Origin of the sequence: Hydrogenophaga sp. T2 (genome assembly GCF_049843535.1) — a bacterium.
Lineage (GTDB): Bacteria > Pseudomonadota > Gammaproteobacteria > Burkholderiales > Burkholderiaceae_C > Hydrogenophaga > Hydrogenophaga crocea.
Map to the genome: position 1 here is coordinate 200,225 of NZ_JBBHZJ010000004.1, position 21,846 is coordinate 222,070.

23 protein-coding genes are annotated in these 21,846 nt (G+C 69.2%); 5 read left to right on the plus strand and 18 right to left on the minus strand.

Translation table 11 applies throughout. The features are described 5' to 3' along the window. The first annotated feature begins 40 nt into the window (after positions 1–40). The gene (gene fnr / locus WDZ95_RS11050) at positions 41–760 is read left to right on the plus strand and encodes a fumarate/nitrate reduction transcriptional regulator Fnr (protein ID WP_166225775.1); all 720 of its coding nucleotides are present in this window, start codon (positions 41–43) and stop codon (positions 758–760) included. Here fnr and WDZ95_RS11055 read toward each other — a convergent pair. The 9 genes from WDZ95_RS11055 to WDZ95_RS11095 form a co-directional block, all read right to left on the minus strand. Next, positions 745–984, minus strand: coding sequence for a hypothetical protein (locus tag WDZ95_RS11055; protein WP_425778352.1), 240 nt, complete (start codon positions 982–984; stop codon positions 745–747). The genes fnr and WDZ95_RS11055 overlap by 16 nt on opposite strands. Positions 985–986: 2 nt before the next feature. Continuing rightward, positions 987–1,271 (minus strand): nitrogen fixation protein FixH, encoded by a 285-nt coding sequence (locus tag WDZ95_RS11060; protein ID WP_287468627.1) that lies wholly within the window; start codon positions 1,269–1,271, stop codon positions 987–989. 17 nt (positions 1,272–1,288) lie between these two features. Then, positions 1,289–2,749, minus strand: a complete 1,461-nt coding sequence (ccoG, locus tag WDZ95_RS11065; protein ID WP_425778353.1) for a cytochrome c oxidase accessory protein CcoG — start codon at positions 2,747–2,749, stop codon at positions 1,289–1,291. Positions 2,750–2,756: 7 nt separating this feature from the next. After that, a complete protein-coding gene (gene ccoP / locus WDZ95_RS11070; protein WP_166225763.1) occupies positions 2,757–3,665 on the minus strand; it encodes a cytochrome-c oxidase, cbb3-type subunit III in 909 nt (302 codons plus the stop codon). 12 nt (positions 3,666–3,677) lie between these two features. Then, positions 3,678–3,815, minus strand: coding sequence for a cbb3-type cytochrome oxidase subunit 3 (locus WDZ95_RS11075; protein ID WP_287468625.1), 138 nt, complete (start codon positions 3,813–3,815; stop codon positions 3,678–3,680). 11 nt (positions 3,816–3,826) lie between these two features. Beyond that, complete coding sequence (gene ccoO / locus WDZ95_RS11080; RefSeq protein ID WP_166225757.1) at positions 3,827–4,453, minus strand: cytochrome-c oxidase, cbb3-type subunit II; 627 nt, start codon at positions 4,451–4,453, stop codon at positions 3,827–3,829. A gap of 10 nt (positions 4,454–4,463) precedes the next feature. Then, on the minus strand, positions 4,464–5,912 hold the full coding sequence (ccoN, locus tag WDZ95_RS11085; RefSeq protein ID WP_166225755.1) for a cytochrome-c oxidase, cbb3-type subunit I: 1,449 nt from the start codon (positions 5,910–5,912) through the stop codon (positions 4,464–4,466). Positions 5,913–5,990: 78 nt separating this feature from the next. Then, positions 5,991–6,128, minus strand: a complete 138-nt coding sequence (gene ccoS, locus WDZ95_RS11090) for a cbb3-type cytochrome oxidase assembly protein CcoS (protein ID WP_425778357.1) — start codon at positions 6,126–6,128, stop codon at positions 5,991–5,993. A 14-nt stretch (positions 6,129–6,142) separates the two neighbouring features. Continuing rightward, the gene (locus WDZ95_RS11095; protein WP_425778359.1) at positions 6,143–8,413 is read right to left on the minus strand and encodes a heavy metal translocating P-type ATPase; all 2,271 of its coding nucleotides are present in this window, start codon (positions 8,411–8,413) and stop codon (positions 6,143–6,145) included. 114 nt (positions 8,414–8,527) lie between these two features. On the opposite strand from WDZ95_RS11095, the gene WDZ95_RS11100 reads away from it, so the two are divergent. Continuing rightward, positions 8,528–8,971 (plus strand): universal stress protein, encoded by a 444-nt coding sequence (locus WDZ95_RS11100; protein WP_425778361.1) that lies wholly within the window; start codon positions 8,528–8,530, stop codon positions 8,969–8,971. A gap of 304 nt (positions 8,972–9,275) precedes the next feature. On the opposite strand, the gene WDZ95_RS11105 is transcribed toward WDZ95_RS11100, so the two are convergent. The 7 genes from WDZ95_RS11105 to WDZ95_RS11135 all read right to left on the minus strand — a co-directional run bounded on the left by WDZ95_RS11105 (position 9,276) and on the right by WDZ95_RS11135 (position 16,535). Continuing rightward, positions 9,276–10,832 (minus strand): malonate--CoA ligase, encoded by a 1,557-nt coding sequence (locus tag WDZ95_RS11105; protein ID WP_425778363.1) that lies wholly within the window; start codon positions 10,830–10,832, stop codon positions 9,276–9,278. Positions 10,833–10,852: 20 nt separating this feature from the next. Next, complete coding sequence (locus tag WDZ95_RS11110; protein WP_425778365.1) at positions 10,853–11,638, minus strand: enoyl-CoA hydratase/isomerase family protein; 786 nt, start codon at positions 11,636–11,638, stop codon at positions 10,853–10,855. A gap of 4 nt (positions 11,639–11,642) precedes the next feature. Then, a complete protein-coding gene (locus WDZ95_RS11115) occupies positions 11,643–12,629 on the minus strand; it encodes a Bug family tripartite tricarboxylate transporter substrate binding protein (protein WP_166225738.1) in 987 nt (328 codons plus the stop codon). Positions 12,630–12,676: 47 nt separating this feature from the next. Then, positions 12,677–14,029 carry a malonyl-CoA decarboxylase gene (locus tag WDZ95_RS11120; protein ID WP_425778368.1) on the minus strand — a complete coding sequence of 451 codons (1,353 nt, stop codon included), beginning with the start codon at positions 14,027–14,029 and terminating at the stop codon, positions 12,677–12,679. Positions 14,030–14,043: 14 nt separating this feature from the next. Then, a complete protein-coding gene (locus tag WDZ95_RS11125) occupies positions 14,044–14,712 on the minus strand; it encodes a GntR family transcriptional regulator (RefSeq protein WP_425778370.1) in 669 nt (222 codons plus the stop codon). A gap of 92 nt (positions 14,713–14,804) precedes the next feature. Next, entirely contained in the window at positions 14,805–15,608 is an 804-nt protein-coding gene (gene lgt, locus WDZ95_RS11130; RefSeq protein ID WP_425778372.1) for a prolipoprotein diacylglyceryl transferase, read from the minus strand. Positions 15,609–15,614: 6 nt separating this feature from the next. Then, positions 15,615–16,535 (minus strand): LysR substrate-binding domain-containing protein, encoded by a 921-nt coding sequence (locus WDZ95_RS11135; RefSeq protein ID WP_425778374.1) that lies wholly within the window; start codon positions 16,533–16,535, stop codon positions 15,615–15,617. Positions 16,536–16,639: 104 nt separating this feature from the next. On the opposite strand from WDZ95_RS11135, the gene ilvD reads away from it, so the two are divergent. Then, on the plus strand, positions 16,640–18,337 hold the full coding sequence (ilvD, locus tag WDZ95_RS11140) for a dihydroxy-acid dehydratase (RefSeq protein WP_425778376.1): 1,698 nt from the start codon (positions 16,640–16,642) through the stop codon (positions 18,335–18,337). A gap of 27 nt (positions 18,338–18,364) precedes the next feature. On the opposite strand, the gene WDZ95_RS11145 is transcribed toward ilvD, so the two are convergent. Further along, on the minus strand, positions 18,365–18,607 hold the full coding sequence (locus WDZ95_RS11145; RefSeq protein WP_425778378.1) for a TIGR04438 family Trp-rich protein: 243 nt from the start codon (positions 18,605–18,607) through the stop codon (positions 18,365–18,367). A gap of 119 nt (positions 18,608–18,726) precedes the next feature. Between WDZ95_RS11145 and WDZ95_RS11150 the strand changes: the two genes are divergently transcribed. Beyond that, positions 18,727–19,032, plus strand: a complete 306-nt coding sequence (locus WDZ95_RS11150) for a c-type cytochrome (RefSeq protein WP_425778380.1) — start codon at positions 18,727–18,729, stop codon at positions 19,030–19,032. A gap of 66 nt (positions 19,033–19,098) precedes the next feature. Here WDZ95_RS11150 and acs read toward each other — a convergent pair whose 3' ends face one another. After that, positions 19,099–21,093 (minus strand): acetate--CoA ligase, encoded by a 1,995-nt coding sequence (gene acs, locus WDZ95_RS11155; protein WP_425778382.1) that lies wholly within the window; start codon positions 21,091–21,093, stop codon positions 19,099–19,101. Positions 21,094–21,239: 146 nt separating this feature from the next. Here acs and WDZ95_RS11160 point away from each other — a divergent pair, with 146 nt between their 5' ends. Beyond that, on the plus strand, positions 21,240–21,836 hold the full coding sequence (locus WDZ95_RS11160) for a YqhA family protein (RefSeq protein WP_166225713.1): 597 nt from the start codon (positions 21,240–21,242) through the stop codon (positions 21,834–21,836). Positions 21,837–21,846: the final 10 nt, after the last annotated feature.

Consider the following 21,846-nt stretch of genomic DNA (forward strand, 5'->3'; position numbering starts at 1 on the left):
GGGTATGCTCGGGCTTGTTGAGGGAAATCATCACATGCTTATGGACGTCCATCGCATCAAAGTGGCCTGTTCGGGCTGCAATCTGCGCGAGTTGTGCCTGCCCATGGGTCTCAACCCCGACGAGATGGACAAGCTCGACCACCTCGTCTCCACGCGCAAGCGCATCAAGCGCGGCGATGCGCTGTTCTCCGCGGGCGACAGCTTCACCTCGCTCTATGCCGTGCGCTCGGGCTTCTTCAAGACCCGCGTCACCAGCCCCGACGGCCGCGACCAGGTCACGGGCTTTCAGATGGCGGGCGAGATCATCGGCCTCGACGGCATCGTCAACGACCGCCACTCGTGCGACGCCGTGGCGCTCGAAGACGCCGAGGTCTGTGTGATGCCCTTCGACGAGGTCGAGGCGCTGTCGCGCGAGTTCACCACGCTGCAGCACCACGTGCACCGCATCATGAGCCGCGAGATCGTGCGCGACCACAGCGTGATGCTGCTGCTGGGCAGCATGCGCGCCGAGGAGCGCCTCGCGGCCTTCCTGCTCAACCTGGTGCAGCGCCTGCAGGCGCGCGGTTTTTCGCCGTCCGAGTTCAACCTGCGCATGACGCGCGAGGAGATCGGCAGCTACCTGGGCATGAAGCTCGAAACCGTCAGCCGCACGTTCTCGAAGTTCGTCGACGACGGCGTGATCGAGGTCAAGCAGCGCTACGTGCACATCAAGGACACCGAGGCGCTGCGGCGCATCGTGAACCCTCAGACCTGCGGCTGATCCTCGGCCGGTGCGACCAGCACCGCGGTGAGCGCCCCCGCGACCGCGATGACGGCCCAGAAAACAAAAAAGCTCACCGTGTAGACCGCGGCGCGCGACCACTCCAGCGCCTGGCCGTGCCAGTGCAGCTGGCCCGGGTCGACCAGGGCGAACACCAGCATCTCGAGCACCCCGGCCAGCAGGAAGGCCGGCCAGGCCACCGCCATCCAGCGCCGCACGTTCATGCTCAGGGCTCCCGTGCCACCGGGGAGGCGGCGTGGTTGCGCGCCTGGTGCGCGGGTTGCAGCTTGATGAGCGCTGCTTCGCGCTCGGCGCCCTGCAGCGCACGGGCCTGCTGCAGCGTGGCCTCGTACTCGCCCTTGTCGATCACGGGGTCGGCGCCGTGGACGGCGATGACGGCGGTGGCGATGGCCGCCACCACCACGGCCAGCGGCCCGCCCACGACCAGCCACATGGGGCCCACGCGCCACCAGGGCACGGGGTGGGTGACAGCGTTCGGTTCGGCGTTCATGGTTTTCTCCTGGACATTCAGCGGGGCACGAGGAAGGTGGTCTTCTCGCGCACCTGCAGGCCGGCCTCCTGCGGCGCGCTCACGTCGAAGACGATGGGGTGCGAGCCGCTGCCGGCCGCGCCCGGCGGCAACTGCACCCGCGCGGCCACTGAGCGCACCTCGGCCGGGTCGACCTGCACCAGCGCGTCGGACGCGAGTTCGATGCCCGGCAGGCCTTCGACCCGGACGCGGTAAGTCTGAGGGGCTTCGGTGGCGTTCATGATCTGCAGCCGGTAGACATTCTCGATGCGGCCCTGCCCCACCTCGCGCGCCAGCGCGCCGCGGTCGCGGATCACGTCGACCTTGAGCGGCACACGCAGCGCCAGGCTACCGAGCACCGCGAGCGTGATCGCGGCCAGGATGCCCCCGTACACCAGCACGCGCGGGCGCAGCGCGCGGCGCAGCATCTGCGCACGGCTCCATCCCTCGGCCAGCCCGTTCTGGGTGGTGTAACGGATCAGCCCGCGCGGGTAGCCCACCTTGTCCATCACGTCGTCGCACACGTCGATGCACGCGCCGCAGCCGATGCATTCGTACTGCAGGCCCTTGCGGATGTCGATGCCCGTGGGGCAGACCTGCACGCACAGCGTGCAGTCCACGCAGGCACCCAGGCCCAGGGCCTGGGGATCGGCCTTCTTGCTGCGCGCCCCTCGCGGCTCGCCACGCCGGGCGTCGTAGGTCACGATCATCGTGTCCTTGTCGAACATCGCGCTCTGGAAGCGCGCGTAAGGGCACATGTACTTGCACACCTGCTCGCGCAGGAAGCCGGCATTGCCATAGGTGGCGAAGCCGTAGAACAGCACCCAGAAGGTCTGCCAGGGCCCGAGCGCGAACGCGGCCACCAGCCCCGCGAGCTCGCGAATGGGCGTGAAGTAGCCGACGAAGGTGAAGCCGGTCCACAGGCCCACCGCGGCCCACAGGCCGTGCTTGAGCGCCTTCTTGCCGATCTTGGCCGCGCTCAGCGGCGCGGCGTCCAGGCGCAGGCGCGCGCTGCGGTCGCCCTCCACGCGGCGCTCGATCCACAGAAACATCTCGGTGTAGACCGTCTGCGGGCAGGCGTAGCCGCACCACAGGCGGCCGGCCACCGCGGTGAACAGGAACAGCGCGAGCGCCGAGATGACCAGCAGCCCCGTGAGGTAGATGAAGTCCTGCGGGTAGAGCACCAGCGGGAAGATGAAGAAGCGCCGCGCCTCGAGGTCGAACAGCACGGCCTGGCGCCCGTTCCACTGCAGCCAGGGCAGGCCGTAGAACAGCAGCTGGGTGGCCCAGACCAGGGCCCAGCGCCACTTCGAGAACAGGCCCGAGACCGAGCGCGGATGGATCTTCTGGCGCGAGGCGTAGAGCGAGACCATCACCTCCTCGTCGCCCACGCCCGGGGTCACGGGCACGGGCTGGATGGGGATGACGCGCGGTTTGCCTGCGTCGGCCGGCTGACTCATGACACGCTCACTGGGCAGGACGGTTCGACAGGCCCCAGACGTAGGCGGTCAGCACGTGGATCTGGTCGGCCGTGAGCAGCTGGTTCTGCGCCGGCATGTGGTTGCTGATGCCCTTGGTCACCGCGCGCACCACCGCCTCTTCGCCCCAGCCGTGCAGCCAGATGTCGTCGGTGAGGTTGGGCGCGCCGATGGCGGTGTTGCCCTTGCCGTTGGCGCCGTGGCAGGCGGCGCAGGCCGCGAACTTGGCCTGGCCCTGCGAGGCGCGCAGCGCATCGTGCGGGCTGCCCGAGAGGCTGAGCACGTAGTGCGCCAGGTTGCGCACGTCCTCGGCGCTGCCCACGGCAGCGGCCATGGGCGGCATCATGGCCTGGCGGCCCTCGGTGATGGTCTTGGTGATGGTGGCGGGATCGCCGCCGTGCAGCCAGTCGCTGTCGGTGAGGTTGGGGAAGCCCTTGGAGCCGCGCGCGTCCGAGCCGTGGCACTGGGCGCAGTTGTTCATGAACAGGCGCTCGCCGATGGCCATGGCCTTGGCGTCGCCCGCGAGTTTTTCAGGGGGCTGGCCGCGGAACTCGGCGTACAGCGGCGCGATGGCCGCCTGCTGGCGCTGCACCTCGGCCGTGTGCTGGCCCTGCGAGCTCCAGCCCAGCACGCCCGCGTAGCGGCCGAACATGGGATACAGCAGGCCGTAGGCCAGCGCAAAGACCACGGTGATGACGAAGAGGTACACCCACCACTTGGGCAGCGGGTTGTTGAGTTCGCGCAGGTCCTCGTCCCAGACGTGACCGGTGGTGTTGTCCTGGTGCGCCTTGACCTTGGCCTTGCCGCTGATCCACAGCAGCAGGGCGCAGGCGATGATGCTGACCAGCGTGAGGCCGGCCACGTAGAGATGCCAGAAGTCGCTAGTGAAGTCGCTCATGATCTTGTTCTCTCATTCGTCCTGGAACGGCAGCCGGGCGGCCTCGTCGAAGCGCGCCTGGTTGCGGCGCGACCAGGCCCAGGCCACGATGCCCACGAACACGCCCAGGCTGATCACCGTGACCAGCGAGCGCAGGGTGTTGATGTCCATGGCGGCCTCCCTCACTTCATCGCGGTGCCGAGCACCTGCAGGTAGGCCACCAGGGCGTCGAGTTCGGTCTTGCCCTGAACGGCTTCCACCGAGCCCTTGATCTCGTCGTCGCTGTAGGGCGCGCCCAGGCTGCGCAGCACTTCCATGCGGCGCGGCAGGCCGTCGGCCTTCACGGGCTTCTTGTCGAGCCAGGAATAGGCCGGCATGTTCGACTCGGGCACCAGGTCGCGCGGGTTGTTCAGGTGGATGCGGTGCCACTCGTCGCTGTAGCGGCCGCCCACGCGCGCCAGGTCGGGGCCGGTGCGTTTGCTGCCCCACTGGAAGGGCCGGTCGTAGACGAACTCGCCCGCCACCGAGTAGTGGCCGTAGCGCAGCGTCTCGGCCTGGAAGGGGCGGATCATCTGCGAGTGGCAGTTGTAGCAGCCCTCCTTCACGTACACGTCGCGGCCCGCGAGCTGCAGCGCGGTGTAGGGCTTCAAGCCTTCCACGGGCTGCGTGGTCGACTTCTGGAAGAACAGCGGCACGATCTCGACCAGACCGCCGACGGCGATCACCAGCACGATCAGCACGATCATGAGGAAGTTGCTGGTCTCGATCCGCTCGTGGGAGAAACCGGTGGTTTTTTCTGCATTGGCCATGGTGTGAACCTCAGGCGTGGGCGGTTTGGGCGGCAGGGATGCGCACGGGCTCGATGCGGCCCTGGCGCGCGGTCATGATGGTGTTCCACAGCATCACGCCCATGCCGGCGAGGTAGAGCACGCCACCGGCGAGGCGGATGACGTAGAAGGGGAACGTGGCCTTGACCGACTCGACGAAGGTGTAGGTGAGGCTGCCGTCGGGGTTGACCGAACGCCACATCAGGCCCTGCATCACACCGGCGATCCACATCGCGGCGATGTAGAGCACGATGCCGACGGTGGCGATCCAGAAGTGCAGCTCGATCGCGGGCACCGAGTACATCTTCTTCTGGCCGTACAGGCGCGGGATCAGGTAGTACATCGAGCCCATGGTGACCAGACCGACCCAGCCCAGCGCGCCCGAGTGCACGTGGCCGATGGTCCAGTCGGTGTAGTGCGACAGCGCGTTGACCGTCTTGATCGACATCATCGGGCCCTCGAAGGTCGACATGCCGTAGAACGAGAGCGAGACGATCAGGAAGCGCAGGATCGGGTCGTCGCGCAGTTTGTGCCAGGCGCCCGAGAGGGTCATGATGCCGTTGATCATGCCGCCCCAGCTCGGCGCGAGCAGGATCAGCGAGAACACCATGCCCACCGATTGCGCCCAGTCGGGCAGCGCGGTGTAGTGCAGGTGGTGGGGGCCCGCCCACATGTAGGTGAAGATCAGGGCCCAGAAGTGCACGATGGACAACCGGTACGAATACACCGGGCGCTCGGCCTGCTTGGGGATGAAGTAGTACATCATCCCGAGGAAGCCGGCCGTGAGGAAGAAGCCCACGGCGTTGTGGCCGTACCACCACTGCACCATCGCGTCCTGCACGCCCGCGTAGGCCGAGTAGCTCTTGAACAGGTCCACGGGCACCGCGGCGCTGTTGACGATGTGCAGCACCGCCACGGCCAGGATGAAGGCGCCGAAGAACCAGTTGGCCACATAGATGTGGCGCACCTTGCGCATGCCCACGGTGCCGAAGAACACCACCGCGTAGGCCACCCACACGGCGGCAATCAGCAGGTCGATCGGCCACTCGAGCTCGGCGTATTCCTTGCCTTGCGTGATGCCCAGCGGCAGCGTGATCGCCGCGGCCACGATCACGAGTTGCCAGCCCCAGAAGGTGAAGGCCGCCAGCGTGTCGGAGAACAGGCGCGTGTGGCAGGTGCGCTGCACCACGTAGTAGCTCGCTGCGAACAGGCCGCAGCCGCCGAAGGCAAAGATCACTGCGTTGGTGTGCAGTGGCCGCAGCCGGCCGTAGCTGAGCCATTCGATGCCCAGGTTGAGCGCGGGCCAGGTCAGCTGCGCGGCGATGATCACGCCCACCAGCATCCCCACCACGCCCCAGATCACGGTGGCGATGGCGAATTGCCGGACCACCTTGTCGTTGTAGACCGCGGCTTGCGCGGTTGCCTTGTCGTTGAAGGCCATTCGGATACTCCTCTGGATGTTGCAGAAGGAGTGTCCCCGGCGGGCCCTGGGGGCGGCTTGACTTAAGTCAAGCGCCGCTCATTCGTCCTTGAGGATCCGCTCGCCTTCGCGGTCCACGTGGTCGAACTGGCCCGCCTGCAGGGCCCACCAGAACAGGCCGATGACGCCGAACACGATCAGCACCGACAGCGGGATGAGGAGATAGAGCACGTCCATGGCGGATCCGGGGTTCAGCGGCTCAGGCGCCAGGCGTTGGCGATCACCAGCAGCGAGCTGGCGGCCATGCCCAGGCCCGCGAGCCAGGGGGGCATCCAGCCGATCAGGGCCAGCGGGATGCAGACCGCGTTGTACACCGCGGCCCAGACCAGGTTCTGGCGCACCACGCGCAGCGTGCGGCGCGCCAGCAGCAGGGTGTCGACCACGTCCATCACGCGCCCGCCCTGCACCACCGCGTCGCTGCGCGCCTGCGCCAGCGGCGCGGCGCGGCCGAGCGCGAAGGACGCGTCGGCCCAGGCCAGCACCGGCCCGTCGTTGAGGCCATCGCCCACCATGGCGATGCGCCAGCCGCGCTGTTGCAGGGCCTGCACTTCCTGCAGCTTGCGCTCGGGCGTGGCCTCGGCCAGCACGTGGTCCACGCCCACGGCCTGCGCCACGTGGTGCGCGGGCGCGGCGCGGTCGCCCGAGATCAGCCAGGTCTGGATGCCGAGCTGGCGCAGCCGCTGCACCGCGGCGCGCGCGTCTTCGCGCAGGCCTTCGCTGAAGCCGATGGTGGCCAGCCAGCCGTGGTCGTCGGCCAGGTAGGTGCGCGGGCCGTCCACGTCGAGCTCGGGCATGGTGCCGATGAACAGCGCCGAGCCCAGGCGCACGCGGCGGCCGTCGGGCAGCCGCCCCTCCACGCCCTGCCCCGGCTCTTCGCGCAGGTCTTCGAGCAGGGGCAAGGACAGCTCCGCCGGCACCGCAGCCGTCACGCCGCGCGCCACCGGGTGCAGCGAGCCGCGTGCCAGCGCCGCAGCCAGCGCCAGCACCTGGGTGCGGTCGGCCCCGGTGCGCAGGTGCAGGTCGCGCAGCACCAGGTGGTCGTGCGTGAGCGTGCCGGTCTTGTCGAACACCACCGCATTCACCGAGGCCATGGCCTCGAAGGCCTGCAGCCGGCGGATCAGCACGCCGCGGCGCGCGAGCGCGCCCGCCGAGGCCAGCATGGCCGCGGGCGTGGCGAGCGACAGCGCGCACGGGCAGGTGACGATGAGCACCGCCACCGCGATCGCCAGCGACTTCGACGGATCGATCTGCCACCAGGCGATGCCGGCCGCGGCGGCCGCGAGCATCACCAGCACCAGGAAGGGCCCGGCGATGCGGTCGGCCAGCTCGGCCAGGCGCGGCCGCTCGGTGGCGGCGCGCTCCATCAGGCGCACGATGTGGGCGTAGCGCGTGTCGGACCCCACGCGGTCGAGCCGCATGCGCGCCGGGCCCGCGAGGTTGAGGCTGCCGGCCACCAGGGCGTCACCGCAGCGGCGCGCGAGCGGGCGCGACTCGCCGGTGAGCAGGGCCTCATCGACCGTGGCGTGCGCGTCGAGCAGCACGCCGTCGCCCGGAAAGGCTTCGCCCGCGCGCACGTGCACCACGTCGCCGGCCGCGAGGCGGCGCACCGACACGGTCTCGCGCGTGCCGTCGGCGCGCTCGCGCTCGCACGAGGCAGGCAGGCGGTTGATGAGCGCGTCGAGCGCACCGGCGGTGCGTTCGCGCAGCCGCGCCTCGAGGTAACGCCCGCCGAGCAGGAAGAACACGAACATGGTGAGCGAGTCGTACCAGACCTCGTGGCCCCAGGGCCCGCTCGGGTCGAAGGTGGCGGCCGAGCTCACCAGGAAGGTCACGAGGATGCCCACCGACACCGGCGTGTCCATGCCGATGCGCCGCGCCTTGAGGTCGGCCCAGGCGCGCTGGAAGAACGGGCCGCTTGCGAAGAACACCACCGGCACGCTGATGACCCAGCTCGCCCAGCGCAGCAGCTGGCCGATGTCGGGCGGGATGTCGCCGGGCGCGGCCACGTAGGCCGGCCACGCGTACATCATGACCTGCATCATGCAGAAGCCGGCCACGAACAGGCGCCACAGCGCCTGGCGCGTCTCGCGCAGGCGCTGGTCGATGGACAGGGCCTGCTGCAGCGGCAACAGGCGGTAACCCCGTTCGCCCACGCGCGCGGCCAGTTCGGACAGGCGCGTGACCGCCGGGTCCCAGCGCAGTTGCAGGCGGCGCGTGGCCGCGTGCACGCGCGCGAGCACCACACCGGGCACACCGTCGAGCGCGCCCTCGATCGCGTCGGCGCAGGCCGCGCAGTACATGCCCTGCACCACCAGCACCGATTCGCGCTGGCCCGTGCACGCGCCTTCCGCCTCCACCGCTTCGGTGAAGGCCGACTGCTCGACCGGGTCGTCGAGCACCGCGAAATCGTCGTTGACCGTCAGCGGCCCCCGGTGGTCGCTCAACCAGGTGGCGGAACTCATGGGGTGGAGCTTAGTCGCATGGGCGGGAACACCGATTGATGTAAGTCAACCCTGCCAGGCGGCCTTCGGCGGTACGCTGAAGGCCTCAATCCCAACCCACCGAGGAGAAGCTCCATGTACAAGCGCATTCTGGTCGCCACCGATGGCTCGAAACTTTCGCAGAAGGCCGTGGACCACGCCCTGTCGCTGGCCGACATGACCGGTGCCGAAGTCGTGGCGCTCAAGGTGGTGCCGCGCTACCCGCAGTCGTACTTCGAGGGCGGCGTGGCACTGCCGGCCAGCGAGGTGGCGCGGGTGGAGAAGCAGTGGCACGACGAGGCCATGGCCACGGTGACGGCGATCAAGTCGGCCGGTCAGAAGCGCGAGGTGAAGGTCAAGCCGGTCACGGCCAAGAGCGATCTGGTGTCCGAGGCCATCATCGGCACCGCCAAGCGCCAGAAGTGCGACCTGATCGTGATGGCCTCGCACGGCCGGCGCGGTATCAAGCGGCTGCTGCTGGGCAGCGAGACCCAGCAGGTGCTCACGCACTCGCATGTGCCGGTGCTTGTTTTGCGCTGATGCTTGAATGAAGCATTTCTCTCGTTGCACCTCGCGCACGCTCGCGATCGCCGGGTACACCACTCCGCGGCTGTCCCCTGCCCAGGGCTGCGCCCTGGTCTCCTCCTTTATGCCGCTGCGTGGCGCACCCGGCGCTCGCGAGCTGAAGTCGCGGCAGGGGTGAAGTCCGGCGAGCGCCAGCGAGGGCGGCGGCGAGCAGGGGGGAGGCTGTAGCGAAATAAAGGAGGAGGACGGCGCAGCCGTCCGGGGGACATTCGCGGAAGCCTTCCCCTGAACGCCGCCGGCCGGTGCAGCCGGCGACGATTCAGGCAAACAAGCCTTTGTACCGATCCCGCAGCAGGTTCTTCTGCACCTTGCCCATGGTGTTGCGGGGCAGTTCTGCCACCACGAAGCAGCGCTTGGGGATCTTGAAGTTGGCCAGGCGCGCCTTGAGCGCGCCGATCAGCGCCTCGGGGTCGGGCGTGGCCCCGGGCCGGGCGATGACCACCGCCACCCCGACCTCACCGAAATCGGGGTGCGGCACGCCGATCACCGCGCTCTCGGCCACGCCCGGCATCTCGTTGAGCGCACCCTCGATCTCGGCCGGGTACACGTTGTAGCCGCCCGAGATGATGAGGTCCTTGCTGCGGCCCACGATGCTCACGTAGCCGCGCTCGTCAACCTTGCCGACGTCACCGGTCTTGAAATAGCCGTCGGTGGTGAACTCCTCGGCGGTCTTCTCGGGCATGCGCCAGTAGCCGCTGAACACGTTGGGCCCCCGCACCTGGATGCCACCGATCTCGCCGGTTTCCACCGGGCGGCCGGCGTCGTCGACCACGCGCAGGCTCACGCCCGGCAGCGGGAAACCCACGGTGGCGCCGCGGCGCTCGATCTGGCCCGGATAGCGCTCGTCTTCCGCATAGGGGTTGGAGGTGAGCATGATGGTCTCGCTCATGCCATAGCGCTCCAGGATGGTGTGGCCGGTGCGCTCGCGCCACTCGTTGAAGGTCTCGATCAACAGCGGCGCCGAGCCCGACACGAACAGCCGCATGTGCGCAGCCTGCGCCGGCGTGAGCGCGGGCTCGGCGAGCATGCGCGTGTAGAGCGTGGGCACGCCCATGAACACGGTGGCGCGCGGGAACAGTTCGATGGTGGCGCGCGGCTCGAACTTGTTGAGCCAGAGCATGGGGCTGCCGTTGATGAGCGCGCCGTGGATGGCCACGAACAGGCCGTGCACGTGGAAGATGGGCAGCGCGTGGATCAGCACGTCGTCGGCGCGCCAGCCCCAGTAGGCCTGCAGCGTGCGCGCGTTGCTCAGCATGTTGCCGTGCGAGAGCATGGCGCCCTTGCTGCGGCCCGTGGTGCCGCTGGTGTAGATGATCACGCCGAGGTCGTCCGCCGCGCTCCGCGCCACGGTGTGCGTGTCGCGCTGGTGCGCGGCGCGTTCGAGCAGCGTGCCGCTGCGGTCGTCGCCGAGCGTGAACACGTGGCGCGTGCCGGCCTGGAAGGCGATCTTGCTGACCCAGCCGAAGTTGGCCGGGTTGCACACCACCACCGCGGGCTCGGCATTGCCCACGAAGTACTCGATCTCGCCGGCCTGGTAGGCGGTGTTGAGCGGCAGGAACACATGGCCCGAGCGCAGCACCGCGAGGTAGAGGATCAGCGCCTCGACCGACTTCTCGACCTGCACCGCGATGCGCGAGGCCTTGGGCAGCTTCAGGCTGTCGAGCAGGTTGGCGATCATGGCGCTGGCGCGGTCGAGGTCGCGCCAGCTGTAGCGCAGGCCGGCGGTGGCGCCGCCCACGGTTTCCACGGCGGTGGCATCGAGGTCGGCGGGGAAGGCGGCGCGCAGCGCGGCGTAGAGGTTGTGGTTGTTGCTCATGGATGGACGCTTGGGGTCGCTCAGAAAACGGGGCTGCGCTTGTCGAGGAAGGCACTGATGCCCTCGCGGTGCTCGGCGTGGCCGGCATAGGCGTAGGCGCGCGCCACCAGGGCGTCGGCGCCCACGCCGCCGGCCAGCGCGCGCAGGGTCTGCTTGTTCAGGCGCGCGGCCTCGGGCGAGAGCGCGGCCATGCGCTCGGCGCGCGCGGCCACGTCGGCCGCGAGCGCCGCGGCATCGGGCACCACGGCGTGCAGGAAGCCGCGCTGCAGCAGGGTGGGCGCATCGAGCACCGCGGCCTGCAGCAGCATCTCGCGCGCGGTCGCCAGGCCGGCCTCGCGCGCCACCAGCTCGGCCTCGCGCGGCGCCATGGGAAAGCCCAGGCGCGCGATGGGTGCGCCGAAGCGCGCGGCCTGGGTCGCCACACGGATGTCGCAGCAGCTCGCGATCTCCACGCCCGCCCCCATGCAGTGGCCGTCGATCTGCGCGATCACGGGCTTGTCGCAGGCCAGCAGGGCCGACAGCCCGCCCCAGACCTCGCGCTCGTGGAAGTCGCGCAGGCTGGCTTCGTCGAAGCGAAAGCCCGGGTACTCGGCGATGTCGCCGCCGGCGCAGAAATGCCCGCCCTCGCCCGCCACCACCAGCACGCGCACGGCGGGCATGGCCGCCACGCGGTGCAGGGTGTCGGCCAGTTCGCGCCACATGGCGCGCGTCATGGCGTTGAACTTGGCGGGCCGGCGCAGCGTGAGCCGCGCCACCGCACCGCCGGTGGCGTCGTCCAGGGCCAGGTGCAGGCTGTCGTCGCTCAAACGCTCACTCCAGCTTGGCGCCCGAGGTCTTCACCACCTGGGCCCATTTGCGCACCTCGGCGCTCACGAACTGGCCGAAGGCCGGCCCGGTGAGGTCGGGGAAGTCGGCCCCCTGCGCGGCCCAGACCGCCTTCGCTTCGTCGGTGGTACAGGCCTTTCGGATCTCCTCGATGGCGCGCGCCTGGGCATCGGCCGGCGTGCCCTTGGGGGCCCACACGCCGTACCAGGTGGTCACGTTGTACTCGGGCAGGCCGACCTCGCTCGCGCAAGGCACGTCGGGGAAGGCCGGGTTGCGCTTGGTGCCAGAAACCATCATGGGCTTGATGCGGCCGCCCTTGATGTGGCCGGCCGACGAACCCAGGCCGTCGAACATCATGTCGACGTTGCCCGCGATCAGGTCGGCCAGTGCCGGGCCCGCGCCGCGGTAGGGAATGTGGGTGATGAAGGTCTTGGTCTGCTGCTTGAACAGCTCGCCCGCGAGGTGGTGCGAGGTGCCGCTGCCGGCCGAGCCGTAGTTGAGCTTGGCCGGGTTGGCGCGGATGTGCGCGAGGAAGCTCTTGAAGTCGGGCGCGGTGACGTTCTTCGGGTTCACCACCACCACCTGCGGCACGCTGGCCACCAGGATCAGCGGGACCAGGTCGGTCTCGATGTTGTAGTCGAGCCGGGGGTACATGCTGGGCGCGATCGAGTGGTGCACCGCGCCCATGAACAGCGTGTAGCCGTCGGGCGCGGCCTTGGCCGCCACGCTCGCACCCAGGGTGCCGCCGGCGCCGCCGCGGTTGTCGATGACCAGGGCCTTGCCCGCCAGCTTGGTGAACGAGGCCGCCATGGGACGCGCGAAGGCGTCGGTGCCACCCCCGGCGGGGAATGGCACGACCATGGTCACGGGCCGCGAGGGCCAGGCCGACTGGGCGCGCACGCCCACGGGGCCGAGCACGGCCGAGGCCGCGGCCGCGCGCAGCAGCGCACGGCGGTTGAAAGCTGGTTGCATGGTGTCTCCTGTGGTTGGAATATGAGCCCCCTGGCCCGGCGGTCGTGTCACGACAGCTTACGGTAGAGGGCTTCGATGGTCCCGGCTATCGGGATTTTTCCGGCCGCGAGCATGGCGCGGTGCTTGTCCAGGCGGCGCAGGTCGTAGAGGTAGTTCACCATGAGACCGTAGGACTGCTTGATGCCCTTGGGCGACGGGTCGGCGCCCCAGTGCAGTTGCTCCACGCGCGCGCCGTTGCCCAGGTGGAAGCGCGCCACGGCGTCCACGGGTTTGCCCTCATGCAACTCCAGGCCCAGGTAGCGCGCGGCCCAGCCGAGCAGCGCGGTGCGTTCGGGGGCTTTCTCGTCGAGCTCGGCGTGGCGCTCCCAGGCCTTGAGCAGTTCGGCCGGCGCGTGTTTGTGGAGCCAGGCGCGCAGGCCCGGGATGGGCGAGAGCGTGGCGAAGGTGCGCAGGCGCGGGAACTCGGTCTTGAGCGTATCGACCACGCGCTTGATCAGCGCGTCGCCGAAGCTCACGCCCTTGAGGCCGGCCTGTGTGTTGCTGATCGAATAGAAGATGGCCGTGGTGGCGCGCGCGAGGTCCACCGGCGCGGCGGTCTCGTCGAGCAGCGGCGTGATGCTGCCCGCGATCTCATTGACCAGTGCCACCTCCACGAAGATCAGTGGCTCGCCCGCGAGGCTGGGGTGGAAGAAACCGTAGCAGCGGCGGTCGCTGTCGAGCCGGTTCTTCATGTCGTTCCAGCCGCGCACGTCGTGCACCGCCTCGTAGCGGATCAGCTTTTCGATCAGTGACGCGGGCGAGTCCCAGCTGATGCGGCGCAGCTCGAGAAAGCCCACGTCGAACCAGGTCGAGAACATGTACTCCATCTCGACGTCGAGCGCCTGCAGCCGCGCATCGTTGCGCAGCGCGGGCTGCAGCTCGGCGCGCATGTCGACCAGGAAGCGGATGCCCTGCGGGTGCGCGCTGAAGCGCTGCAGCAGGCGCCGGCGCGGCGACACCGTGGCGCGGCGGTAGAGCACCTCGGCCGCGGCCTCGCCCGGCGTGCCCACCGCGGCCAGGTACTCGGCCTGCGCCTGCTTCACCTTCTGCGGGTCGGCCATGAAGCGCTCGCTCATGAGCAGCCACAGGTCGCGCCGCTCCTCCAGCGGGGCCTGCGCGTACCAGTCGATCACGGCCTGCGCACGGCGCCCGCCCTCGACCTCGCTCACCAGCGGATCGACCACCGCCTTGAGCTGCTCGTGGGCCTGGCGCAGCGCGCGCGGCGACATGGCCTCGTCGGACTGGCGCAGGCGCGCGCGCAGGCGCTCTTCGGTGGAGCGCGGCGCGGGCGCCGCCGCCCGGGCGCTGGCGGGGCGCAGCCGCGCCACCACGCGTTCAGAGATCCATTGACCGGTGTTCATGCGGACCCTTGGTGTCAGGCGCTCAGGCGCGATTTCTGTTGCCGGGCGAGTTCGCGCAGCGCCACGCGCTGGCGCGTGAGGTGGGTGCGCATGGCGGCCTCGGCGCCCTCGGCGTCGCGCGCCTTGAGCGCGGCGAACACCGCCAGGTGCTCGGTCAGGCTTTGTTCGAGCCGCCCGGGTGCGTGCAGCTGCTGCAGCCGCGCGAGCTTGAGGATCTTGCGCAGGTCGCCGATCACCTGTGCGAGCCAGCGGTTGTCGGCCAGCGTGATGATGGCCTCGTGAATGGCGAAGTTGACCGCGTAGTACTCGTTGATGCGCCGGGCGCGCGCGGCGCGTTCGAGCTTGTCGTGCAGGTGGGCCAGCGCGGCGAGCTCGGCGTCGCTCGCATGCGTCGCGGCCTCGAAGGCGCAGCGGCCTTCCAGCAGCGCGATCACCGGGAAGATTTCGTCGAGGTCGCGCTCGGTGATCTCGGCCACGAAGCAGCCGCGGCGCGGCTCGTGGCGCAGCAGGCCTTCGGCGGTGAGCACCTTGAGCGCCTCGCGCAGCGGCGTGCGCGAGATGCCCATTTCGGCGCAAAGCGCGGGCTCGTCGAGGAAGCCGCCCGGCGCGAGCTCGCCGGCGAAGATGCGCTCGCGCAGCCGCGAGGCCACTTCATCGTGCAGGGAGTTGAGCACCACGCGCATGGCAGCAAGGGTCCGTAATCATCTGTAATTACGGCTAATTCTGAGGCACCCCGCTGCCTTTGCTCACCGGGGAAACCCTGGGCCGCAGCGCTTCAGGCGCGCCGGCTGCTCCACCACCACAGGCCGATGCCGCCCACGATCATGGGCACACACAGCCACTGTCCCATGCTCATGCCCAGGGCCAGCAGACCCAGGTGCGCGTCGGGTTCGCGGAAGAACTCGGCGATGAAGCGGAACACCCCATAGCCGAACAGGAACGCGCCCGACACCTGCCCCGTGCGGCGCGGCTGGCGCGCGTAGAGCCACAGCAGCACGAACAGCAGCAGGCCTTCGAGCAGGAACTGGTAGACCTGCGAGGGATGGCGCGGCGCGTCGCCCGCGCCGCGGAACACCATGCCCCAGGGCAGCGCCGGGTCGGCCACGCGGCCCCAGAGCTCACCGTTGATGAAATTGCCCACCCGCCCGGCCGCCAGGCCCGTGGGCACGCAGGGCGCGATGAAGTCCATCACCTCGAAGAACGGGCGGCCGCGGCTGCGGGCGTACCAGAGCTGGGCCAGCAGCACGCCGATCAGCCCGCCGTGAAAGCTCATGCCGCCCTGCCACAGGTAGAACACCTCGAGCGGGTGCTGCAGGTAGTAGGCCGGCTGGTAGAACAGGCAGTAGCCCACGCGCCCGCCCGCCACCACGCCCACCACGCCGAGGAACAGGATGTCCTCCACGTCGCGCGGCTCCCAGCGCCGCGGCGCGGTGATGGCCGCGTACGGCAGGTGCCGCAGACGCAGCCGCGCGAGCCAGTAGAACAGGCCGAAGGCCGCGAGGTAGGTCAGGCCGTACCAGTGCACGGCGAGCGGCCCGATCTGCAGGGCCACGGGATCGATCTGGGGATGCATCAACATGGTCGGTCATTGTGCACGGTGGGCCTCGATGAAGCGCTGCAGCGCCGGATTGGCCTCGCCCTCGCGCCAGACCAGGCTGGTCTCGCACAGCGGCACGCCCTGCCCCGCCGGCATGGCCAGTGGCCGGTAGACCACGCCCGGCCGCTGGAATTGCCGCACGCTGTGCAGCACCCAGGCCAGCCCCAGGCCGGCCGACACCAGGTTCACGATGGTCTGCATCTGAATCGCCTCCTGCGCCACCTGCGGCGTGCGGCCCGCGCCGCGGTAGAGCTGCAGCACCGCGTCGTGCACCTCGGGCAGGATGCGGCGCGGGAACAGCACCAGCGGCTCGTCGAGCACGGCGCGCAGCGACAGGCGCGCGCGCGCGGCCAGCGGGTGGGCCTCGGGCAGCGCCAGCACCAGCGGCTCGCTGGTGAGCGAGCGGCGCGCCAGGCCTGCGGGCGCACTGCCCGGCGCGTGCAGCAGAAAGCCGGCGTCGATCTCGCCGCGCAGCAGGCCTTCGAGCTGCTGATCGCTCGTAGCCTCGACCAGCTCGAGCGCCACGCGCGGCCAGCGCTCACGAAAGCGCCGCACCCAGGGTGGCAGCAGGCCGTAGCCCACGGTGGACACGAAGGCCACGCGCAGCCGCCCGCTTTCCCCGTGTGCGGCCGCGCGCGCCAGCGCGGGCAGCGTCTGGGCGCGCCGCAGCAGCTCGTTCACCTCGGGCAGCAAGGCCTGGCCGGCCACGCTCAGGGCCACGCGGCGGCGGTTGCGGTCGAACAGGCGCACGCCCAGCGCCGCTTCGAGCGCCGCGATGGCCTGGGTCAGCGCGGGCTGGGTCATGTGCAGGCGGGCCGCGGCGCGGCCGAAGTGCAGCTCTTCGGCCAGCACGGCGAACTGGCGCCACTGCCGCCATTCGCTGCGCTGCAGATTCGGGGTGTCTGTCATAAGCCCAGCATATCAGTGGCAGGGACCGATCCCATTGGATGCCCGGGCGGCGCTGCCGCATACTCCGGGGCTTTCCGTCCCCCCACGAACCCGAGAGAGACACCATGGCCCAGGACTCCAAGCGGATCATCCCGCTGCGCAGCGACAACATCACCCAAGGCAAGTCGCGCGCCCCCAACCGCTCCATGTACTACGGCATGGGCTACCAGGAAAGCGACTTCGGCAAGCCCATGGTGGGCGTGGCCAACGGCCACAGCACCATCACGCCCTGCAACTCGGGCCTGCAGAAGCTGGCCGACGCGGCGGTGCAAGGCATCATCGAAGCCGGCGGCAACCCGCAGATCTTCGGCACGCCCACCATCTCCGACGGCATGGCCATGGGCACCGAGGGCATGAAGTACTCGCTGGTCAGCCGCGAGGTCATCTCCGACTGCATCGAGACCTGCGTGCAGGGCCAGTGGATGGACGGCGTGGTCGTGGTCGGCGGCTGCGACAAGAACATGCCGGGCGGCCTGATCGGCATGCTGCGCGCCAACGTGCCCGCGATCTACGTGTACGGCGGCACCATCCTGCCGGGCAAGTGGAAAGGCCAGGACCTCAACATCGTGAGCGTGTTCGAGGCCGTGGGCCAGAACGCCGCGGGCAAGATCAGCGACCAGGAACTCAAGGACATCGAGCAGCACGCCATTCCCGGCACCGGCTCGTGCGGCGGCATGTACACCGCCAACACCATGAGCTCCTCGTTCGAGGCGCTGGGCATCTCGCTGCCCTACTCGTCCACCATGGCCAACCCGCACGACGAGAAGCAGAACTCGGCCAAGGAATCGGCCAAGGTGCTGCTCGAGGCCATCAAGAAAGACATCAAGCCGCGCGACATCGTCACCAAGAAGGCGATCGAGAACGCGGTGGCGGTCATCATGGCCACCGGCGGCTCCACCAACGCGGTGCTGCACTTCCTGGCCATCGCCCACGCCGCGGGCGTGGAATGGTCGATCGATGATTTCGAGCGCATCCGCCAGCGCACCCCCGTGCTGTGCGACCTCAAGCCCAGCGGCAAGTACCTCGCGGTCGACCTGCACCAGGCCGGCGGCATCCCGCAGGTCATGAAGATCCTGCTCAACGCGGGCCTGCTGCACGGCGACTGCCTGACCATCACGGGCCAGACCATCGCCGAGGTGCTCAAGGACGTGCCCGACGAGCCGCGCAAGGACCAGGACGTGATCCGCCCGATCGGCAACCCCATATACGCCCAGGGCCACCTGGCCATCCTCAAGGGCAACCTCTCGCCCGAGGGCGCGGTGGCCAAGATCACGGGCCTGAAAAACCCGGTGATCACCGGCCCGGCGCGCGTGTTCAACGACGAGCAATCGGCGCTGCAGGCCATCCTCGACGGCAAGATCAAGGCCGGTGACGTGATGGTGCTGCGCTACCTCGGCCCCAAGGGCGGCCCGGGCATGCCGGAAATGCTGGCCCCCACGGGCGCGCTGATCGGCGCCGGTCTGGGCGAGAGCGTGGGCCTGATCACCGACGGCCGCTTCTCGGGCGGCACCTGGGGCATGGTGGTGGGCCACGTGGCGCCCGAGGCCGCGGCCGGCGGCACCATCGCGCTGGTCAACGAGGGCGACTCGATCACCATCGACGCCCACCAGCTCAAGCTCGAACTCAACGTGGACGAGGCCGAGCTCGCCCAGCGCCGCGCCGCCTGGAAGGCCCCCGAGCCGCGCTACACGCGCGGTGTGCAGGCCAAGTTCGCGTTCAACGCGGCCAGCGCCAGCAAGGGCGCGGTGCTCGACGACTTCTGATGCCGCGCCCCGGGCGGGCGCCGCGGCTCAGCGGCGCTTGCCCGGCTTGAGGCCCAGCGACTCGCGCTGCTTCTCGATGCGCTGCTTCTTCTTGAGCTCCATCTTTTCCATCGCGCGCCGCTTGGTGTAACCCGTGGCATCGGCCCAGGCCCACCAGGCCGCGGCCGCGGCGAACGGGGCCAGCACCACCCACCACGACCACGTGGCCACCGGGTCGACCTCGAGGTACTTCATCAACAAGAGCACCAGCCCCAGGCCCAGCAGATACATCACAGCCTCCGGTAAAGCGCGGGTAAAACCCGGCAAAGAACTTCGGTTGCAGCCAGGCACTCAGCGCCCGCTCGCTAGAATCGCCCGCGCAAGCCCCTCGACTTCTCAAAGGAAAACCCATGAAACGCGCGCTCCTGATTATGGCCGTCATGACCACCCTGGCGGCCCCTGCCATGGCCGACGAAGCGCTGGCCAAGTCCAAGAACTGCATGGCCTGCCACGCGGTCGACAAGAAGCTGGTCGGCCCCTCGTACAAGGACGTGGCCAAGAAGTACGCCGGCGACGCCAAGGCCGCCGACATGCTGGCCGCCAAGATCCAGAAGGGCGGCTCCGGCGTCTGGGGCGCGATCCCCATGCCCGCGAACCCGCAGGTGAACGAGGCCGAAGCCAAGAAGCTCGCGGCCTGGGTGCTGGGCCAGAAGTAAACGCCTTTCGCCCCCCGAAAAAAAACCCGCTGCATCGCAGCGGGTTTTTTGTTGGCCGCGCGCCGCTCAGTTGTTCTGCGCGAGCTGCTCCAGGATGGCCGGGTTCTCCAGCGTGGACACGTCCTGCGTGATGGCCTCGCCCTTGGCGATGGCGCGCAGCAGGCGGCGCATGATCTTGCCGCTGCGGGTCTTGGGCAGGTTGTCGCCGAAGCGGATGTCCTTGGGCTTGGCGATGGGGCCGATCTCCTTGCCGACCCAGTCGCGCAGCTCCTTGGCCAGGGCCTTGGCCTCGTCGCCCGTGGGACGCGCGCGCTTGAGCACCACGAAGGCCACGATGGCCTCGCCCGTGAGGTCGTCGGGGCGGCCCACCACCGCGGCTTCGGCCACGAGGTCGGTCTTGGCCACCAGGGCCGACTCGATCTCCATCGTGCCCATGCGGTGGCCCGACACGTTGAGCACGTCGTCGATGCGGCCGGTGATGCGGAAGTAGCCGCGGTCGGCGCTGCGCACCGCGCCGTCGCCGGCCAGGTAATAGCCCTTGAGCTCTTCGGGGAAGTAGCTCTTCTTGAAGCGCTCGGGGTCGCCCCAGATGGTGCGGATCATCGAGGGCCAGGGCTTCTTGACCACCAGGATGCCGCCCGAGCCGTTGGGCACGTCGTTGCCCTGCTCGTCCACGATCGCGGCCTCGATGCCGGGCAGCGGCAGCGTGCACGAACCCGGCACCAGCGGCGTGGCGCCCGGCAGCGGCGTGATCATGTGGCCGCCGGTTTCGGTCTGCCAGAAGGTGTCCACGATGGGGCAGCGCTCGTGGCCCACATGGCGGTGGTACCACATCCAGGCCTCGGGGTTGATGGGCTCGCCCACCGAGCCCAGCAGGCGCAGGCTGTCGAGGTTCCAGTTCTTCGGGTGCACCTTCTCGTCGCCCTCGGCCGCCTTGATGAGCGAGCGGATCGCGGTGGGCGCGGTGTAGAAGATCGTGACCTTGTGCTTCTCGATCATCTGCCAGAAGCGGCCCGCGTTCGGGTAGGTGGGCACGCCCTCGAACACCACCTGCGTGGCGCCCGCGGCGAGCGGGCCGTAGGCCACGTAGGTGTGGCCGGTGATCCAGCCGATGTCGGCCGTGCACCAGAACACGTCCTCGGGCTTGAGGTCGAAGGTCCAGAGCATGGTGAGCCTGGCCCACAGCAGGTAGCCGCCGGTGCTGTGCTGCACGCCCTTGGGCTTGCCCGTGGAGCCCGAGGTGTAGAGCACGAACAGCGGGTGCTCGGCGCCCACGAAGGTCGGCGCGCACTCGGTGCTCTGGCCGGCGATGGCCTCGTGCCAGAGCACGTCGCGGCCGGCCACCATGTTGCAGGCGGTGGGCGTGCGCTGGAACACGATGACCTTCTTGATCGACTCGCAGCCGCCCATGGCGATGCCTTCGTCGACGATGGCCTTGAGCGGCAGCTCCTTGCCGCCGCGCATCTGGTAGTTGGCGGTGATCACGGCCACCGCGCCCGCGTCCTGGATGCGTTCCTGCAGCGCCTTGGCCGAGAAGCCGCCGAACACCACGCTGTGCGTGGCGCCGATGCGCGCACAGGCCTGCATGGCCACCACACCCTCGATGGTCATGGGCATGTAGATGACCACGCGGTCGCCCTGCTGCACGCCCATGGCCTTCAAGGTATTCGCAAATTGCGACACCCGGGCCAGCAATTCCTTGTAGGTCACGCGGGTCACGGCGCCGTCGTCGGCCTCGAACACGATGGCGGTCTTGTTTTCCACCGGGGTGCCGATGTGGCGGTCGAGGCAGTTCCACGAGGCGTTGATCTGGCCGTCGGCGAACCACTTGTAGAAGGGCTTCTGGCTGTCGTCGAGCACCTGGGTGAAGGGCTTGTGCCAGCCCAGGTTCTCGCGTGCGAGCCGGGCCCAGAAGGCCTGCGGATCCTTGGCGGCCTCGGCGCACAGCGCCTCGTAGGCGGGCATGCCCGAAATGCGGGCGGACGCCACCGCGGCAGCGCTGGGTTCGAACACGCGGTTCTCGACCAGGACGGATTCGATCGACGACGAAGGCGTTGACATGTGCTTGTCTCCTCGGCTTCTTGTGAGAGGGAAATCGGGCCGCCGGCACTGTGCGCACCGGCACTTACGGCGGCCTGACAGGGTCCGGGCTCCTACAATAACCGACGTCCGCGGTGCCGCCCCACGCGCCGTTCATCCTCCACACCATGACCGACCCCGTCAAATCGACCGGCCCGATCCGCCCGTTGCCCAACCTCATCTTCGCCAGCCGCTGGCTGCAACTGCCGCTCTACATCGGCCTGATCGCCGCGCAGGCCATCTACGTCTTCCACTTCTGGGTCGAACTGGTCCACCTGATCGAGGCCGCCTTCGGCAACGAAGCGGCGCTGCAGAAGCTGGTCACGAGCATCGGCTACAAAAGCGACGTGGCCCTGAGCGGCCTCAACGAGACCATCATCATGCTGGTGGTGCTCGCGCTGATCGACGTGGTCATGATCTCCAACCTGCTGATCATGGTCATCGTCGGCGGCTACGAAACCTTCGTGAGCCGCATGCGCCTGGAAAACCACCCCGACCAGCCCGAGTGGCTCAGCCACGTGAACGCGAGCGTGCTCAAGGTGAAGCTGGCCACGGCCATCATCGGCATCAGCTCGATCCACCTGCTCAAGACCTTCATCAACGCCGGCAACTACGACGTGAAGGTGCTGATGTGGCAGACCATCATCCACATCGCCTTCCTGTTCAGCGCGCTGGCCATCGCCCTGGCCGACCGCCTCATGAGCCACGGCAACGACAAGCACTGAAGCCCCTCCC

Coding starts and splice junctions, on each gene's coding strand:
- fnr (WP_166225775.1), top strand. CDS start 41: ATGGACGTCCATCGCATCAAAGTGGCCTGTTCGGGCTGCAATCTGCGC.
- WDZ95_RS11055 (WP_425778352.1), bottom strand. CDS start 984: ATGAACGTGCGGCGCTGGATGGCGGTGGCCTGGCCGGCCTTCCTGCTG.
- WDZ95_RS11060 (WP_287468627.1), bottom strand. CDS start 1,271: ATGAACGCCGAACCGAACGCTGTCACCCACCCCGTGCCCTGGTGGCGC.
- ccoG (WP_425778353.1), bottom strand. CDS start 2,749: ATGAGTCAGCCGGCCGACGCAGGCAAACCGCGCGTCATCCCCATCCAG.
- ccoP (WP_166225763.1), bottom strand. CDS start 3,665: ATGAGCGACTTCACTAGCGACTTCTGGCATCTCTACGTGGCCGGCCTC.
- WDZ95_RS11075 (WP_287468625.1), bottom strand. CDS start 3,815: ATGGACATCAACACCCTGCGCTCGCTGGTCACGGTGATCAGCCTGGGC.
- ccoO (WP_166225757.1), bottom strand. CDS start 4,453: ATGGCCAATGCAGAAAAAACCACCGGTTTCTCCCACGAGCGGATCGAG.
- ccoN (WP_166225755.1), bottom strand. CDS start 5,912: ATGGCCTTCAACGACAAGGCAACCGCGCAAGCCGCGGTCTACAACGAC.
- ccoS (WP_425778357.1), bottom strand. CDS start 6,128: ATGGACGTGCTCTATCTCCTCATCCCGCTGTCGGTGCTGATCGTGTTC.
- WDZ95_RS11095 (WP_425778359.1), bottom strand. CDS start 8,413: ATGAGTTCCGCCACCTGGTTGAGCGACCACCGGGGGCCGCTGACGGTC.
- WDZ95_RS11100 (WP_425778361.1), top strand. CDS start 8,528: ATGTACAAGCGCATTCTGGTCGCCACCGATGGCTCGAAACTTTCGCAG.
- WDZ95_RS11105 (WP_425778363.1), bottom strand. CDS start 10,832: ATGAGCAACAACCACAACCTCTACGCCGCGCTGCGCGCCGCCTTCCCC.
- WDZ95_RS11115 (WP_166225738.1), bottom strand. CDS start 12,629: ATGCAACCAGCTTTCAACCGCCGTGCGCTGCTGCGCGCGGCCGCGGCC.
- WDZ95_RS11120 (WP_425778368.1), bottom strand. CDS start 14,029: ATGAACACCGGTCAATGGATCTCTGAACGCGTGGTGGCGCGGCTGCGC.
- WDZ95_RS11125 (WP_425778370.1), bottom strand. CDS start 14,712: ATGCGCGTGGTGCTCAACTCCCTGCACGATGAAGTGGCCTCGCGGCTG.
- lgt (WP_425778372.1), bottom strand. CDS start 15,608: ATGTTGATGCATCCCCAGATCGATCCCGTGGCCCTGCAGATCGGGCCG.
- WDZ95_RS11135 (WP_425778374.1), bottom strand. CDS start 16,535: ATGACAGACACCCCGAATCTGCAGCGCAGCGAATGGCGGCAGTGGCGC.
- ilvD (WP_425778376.1), top strand. CDS start 16,640: ATGGCCCAGGACTCCAAGCGGATCATCCCGCTGCGCAGCGACAACATC.
- WDZ95_RS11145 (WP_425778378.1), bottom strand. CDS start 18,607: ATGTATCTGCTGGGCCTGGGGCTGGTGCTCTTGTTGATGAAGTACCTC.
- WDZ95_RS11150 (WP_425778380.1), top strand. CDS start 18,727: ATGAAACGCGCGCTCCTGATTATGGCCGTCATGACCACCCTGGCGGCC.
- acs (WP_425778382.1), bottom strand. CDS start 21,093: ATGTCAACGCCTTCGTCGTCGATCGAATCCGTCCTGGTCGAGAACCGC.
- WDZ95_RS11160 (WP_166225713.1), top strand. CDS start 21,240: ATGACCGACCCCGTCAAATCGACCGGCCCGATCCGCCCGTTGCCCAAC.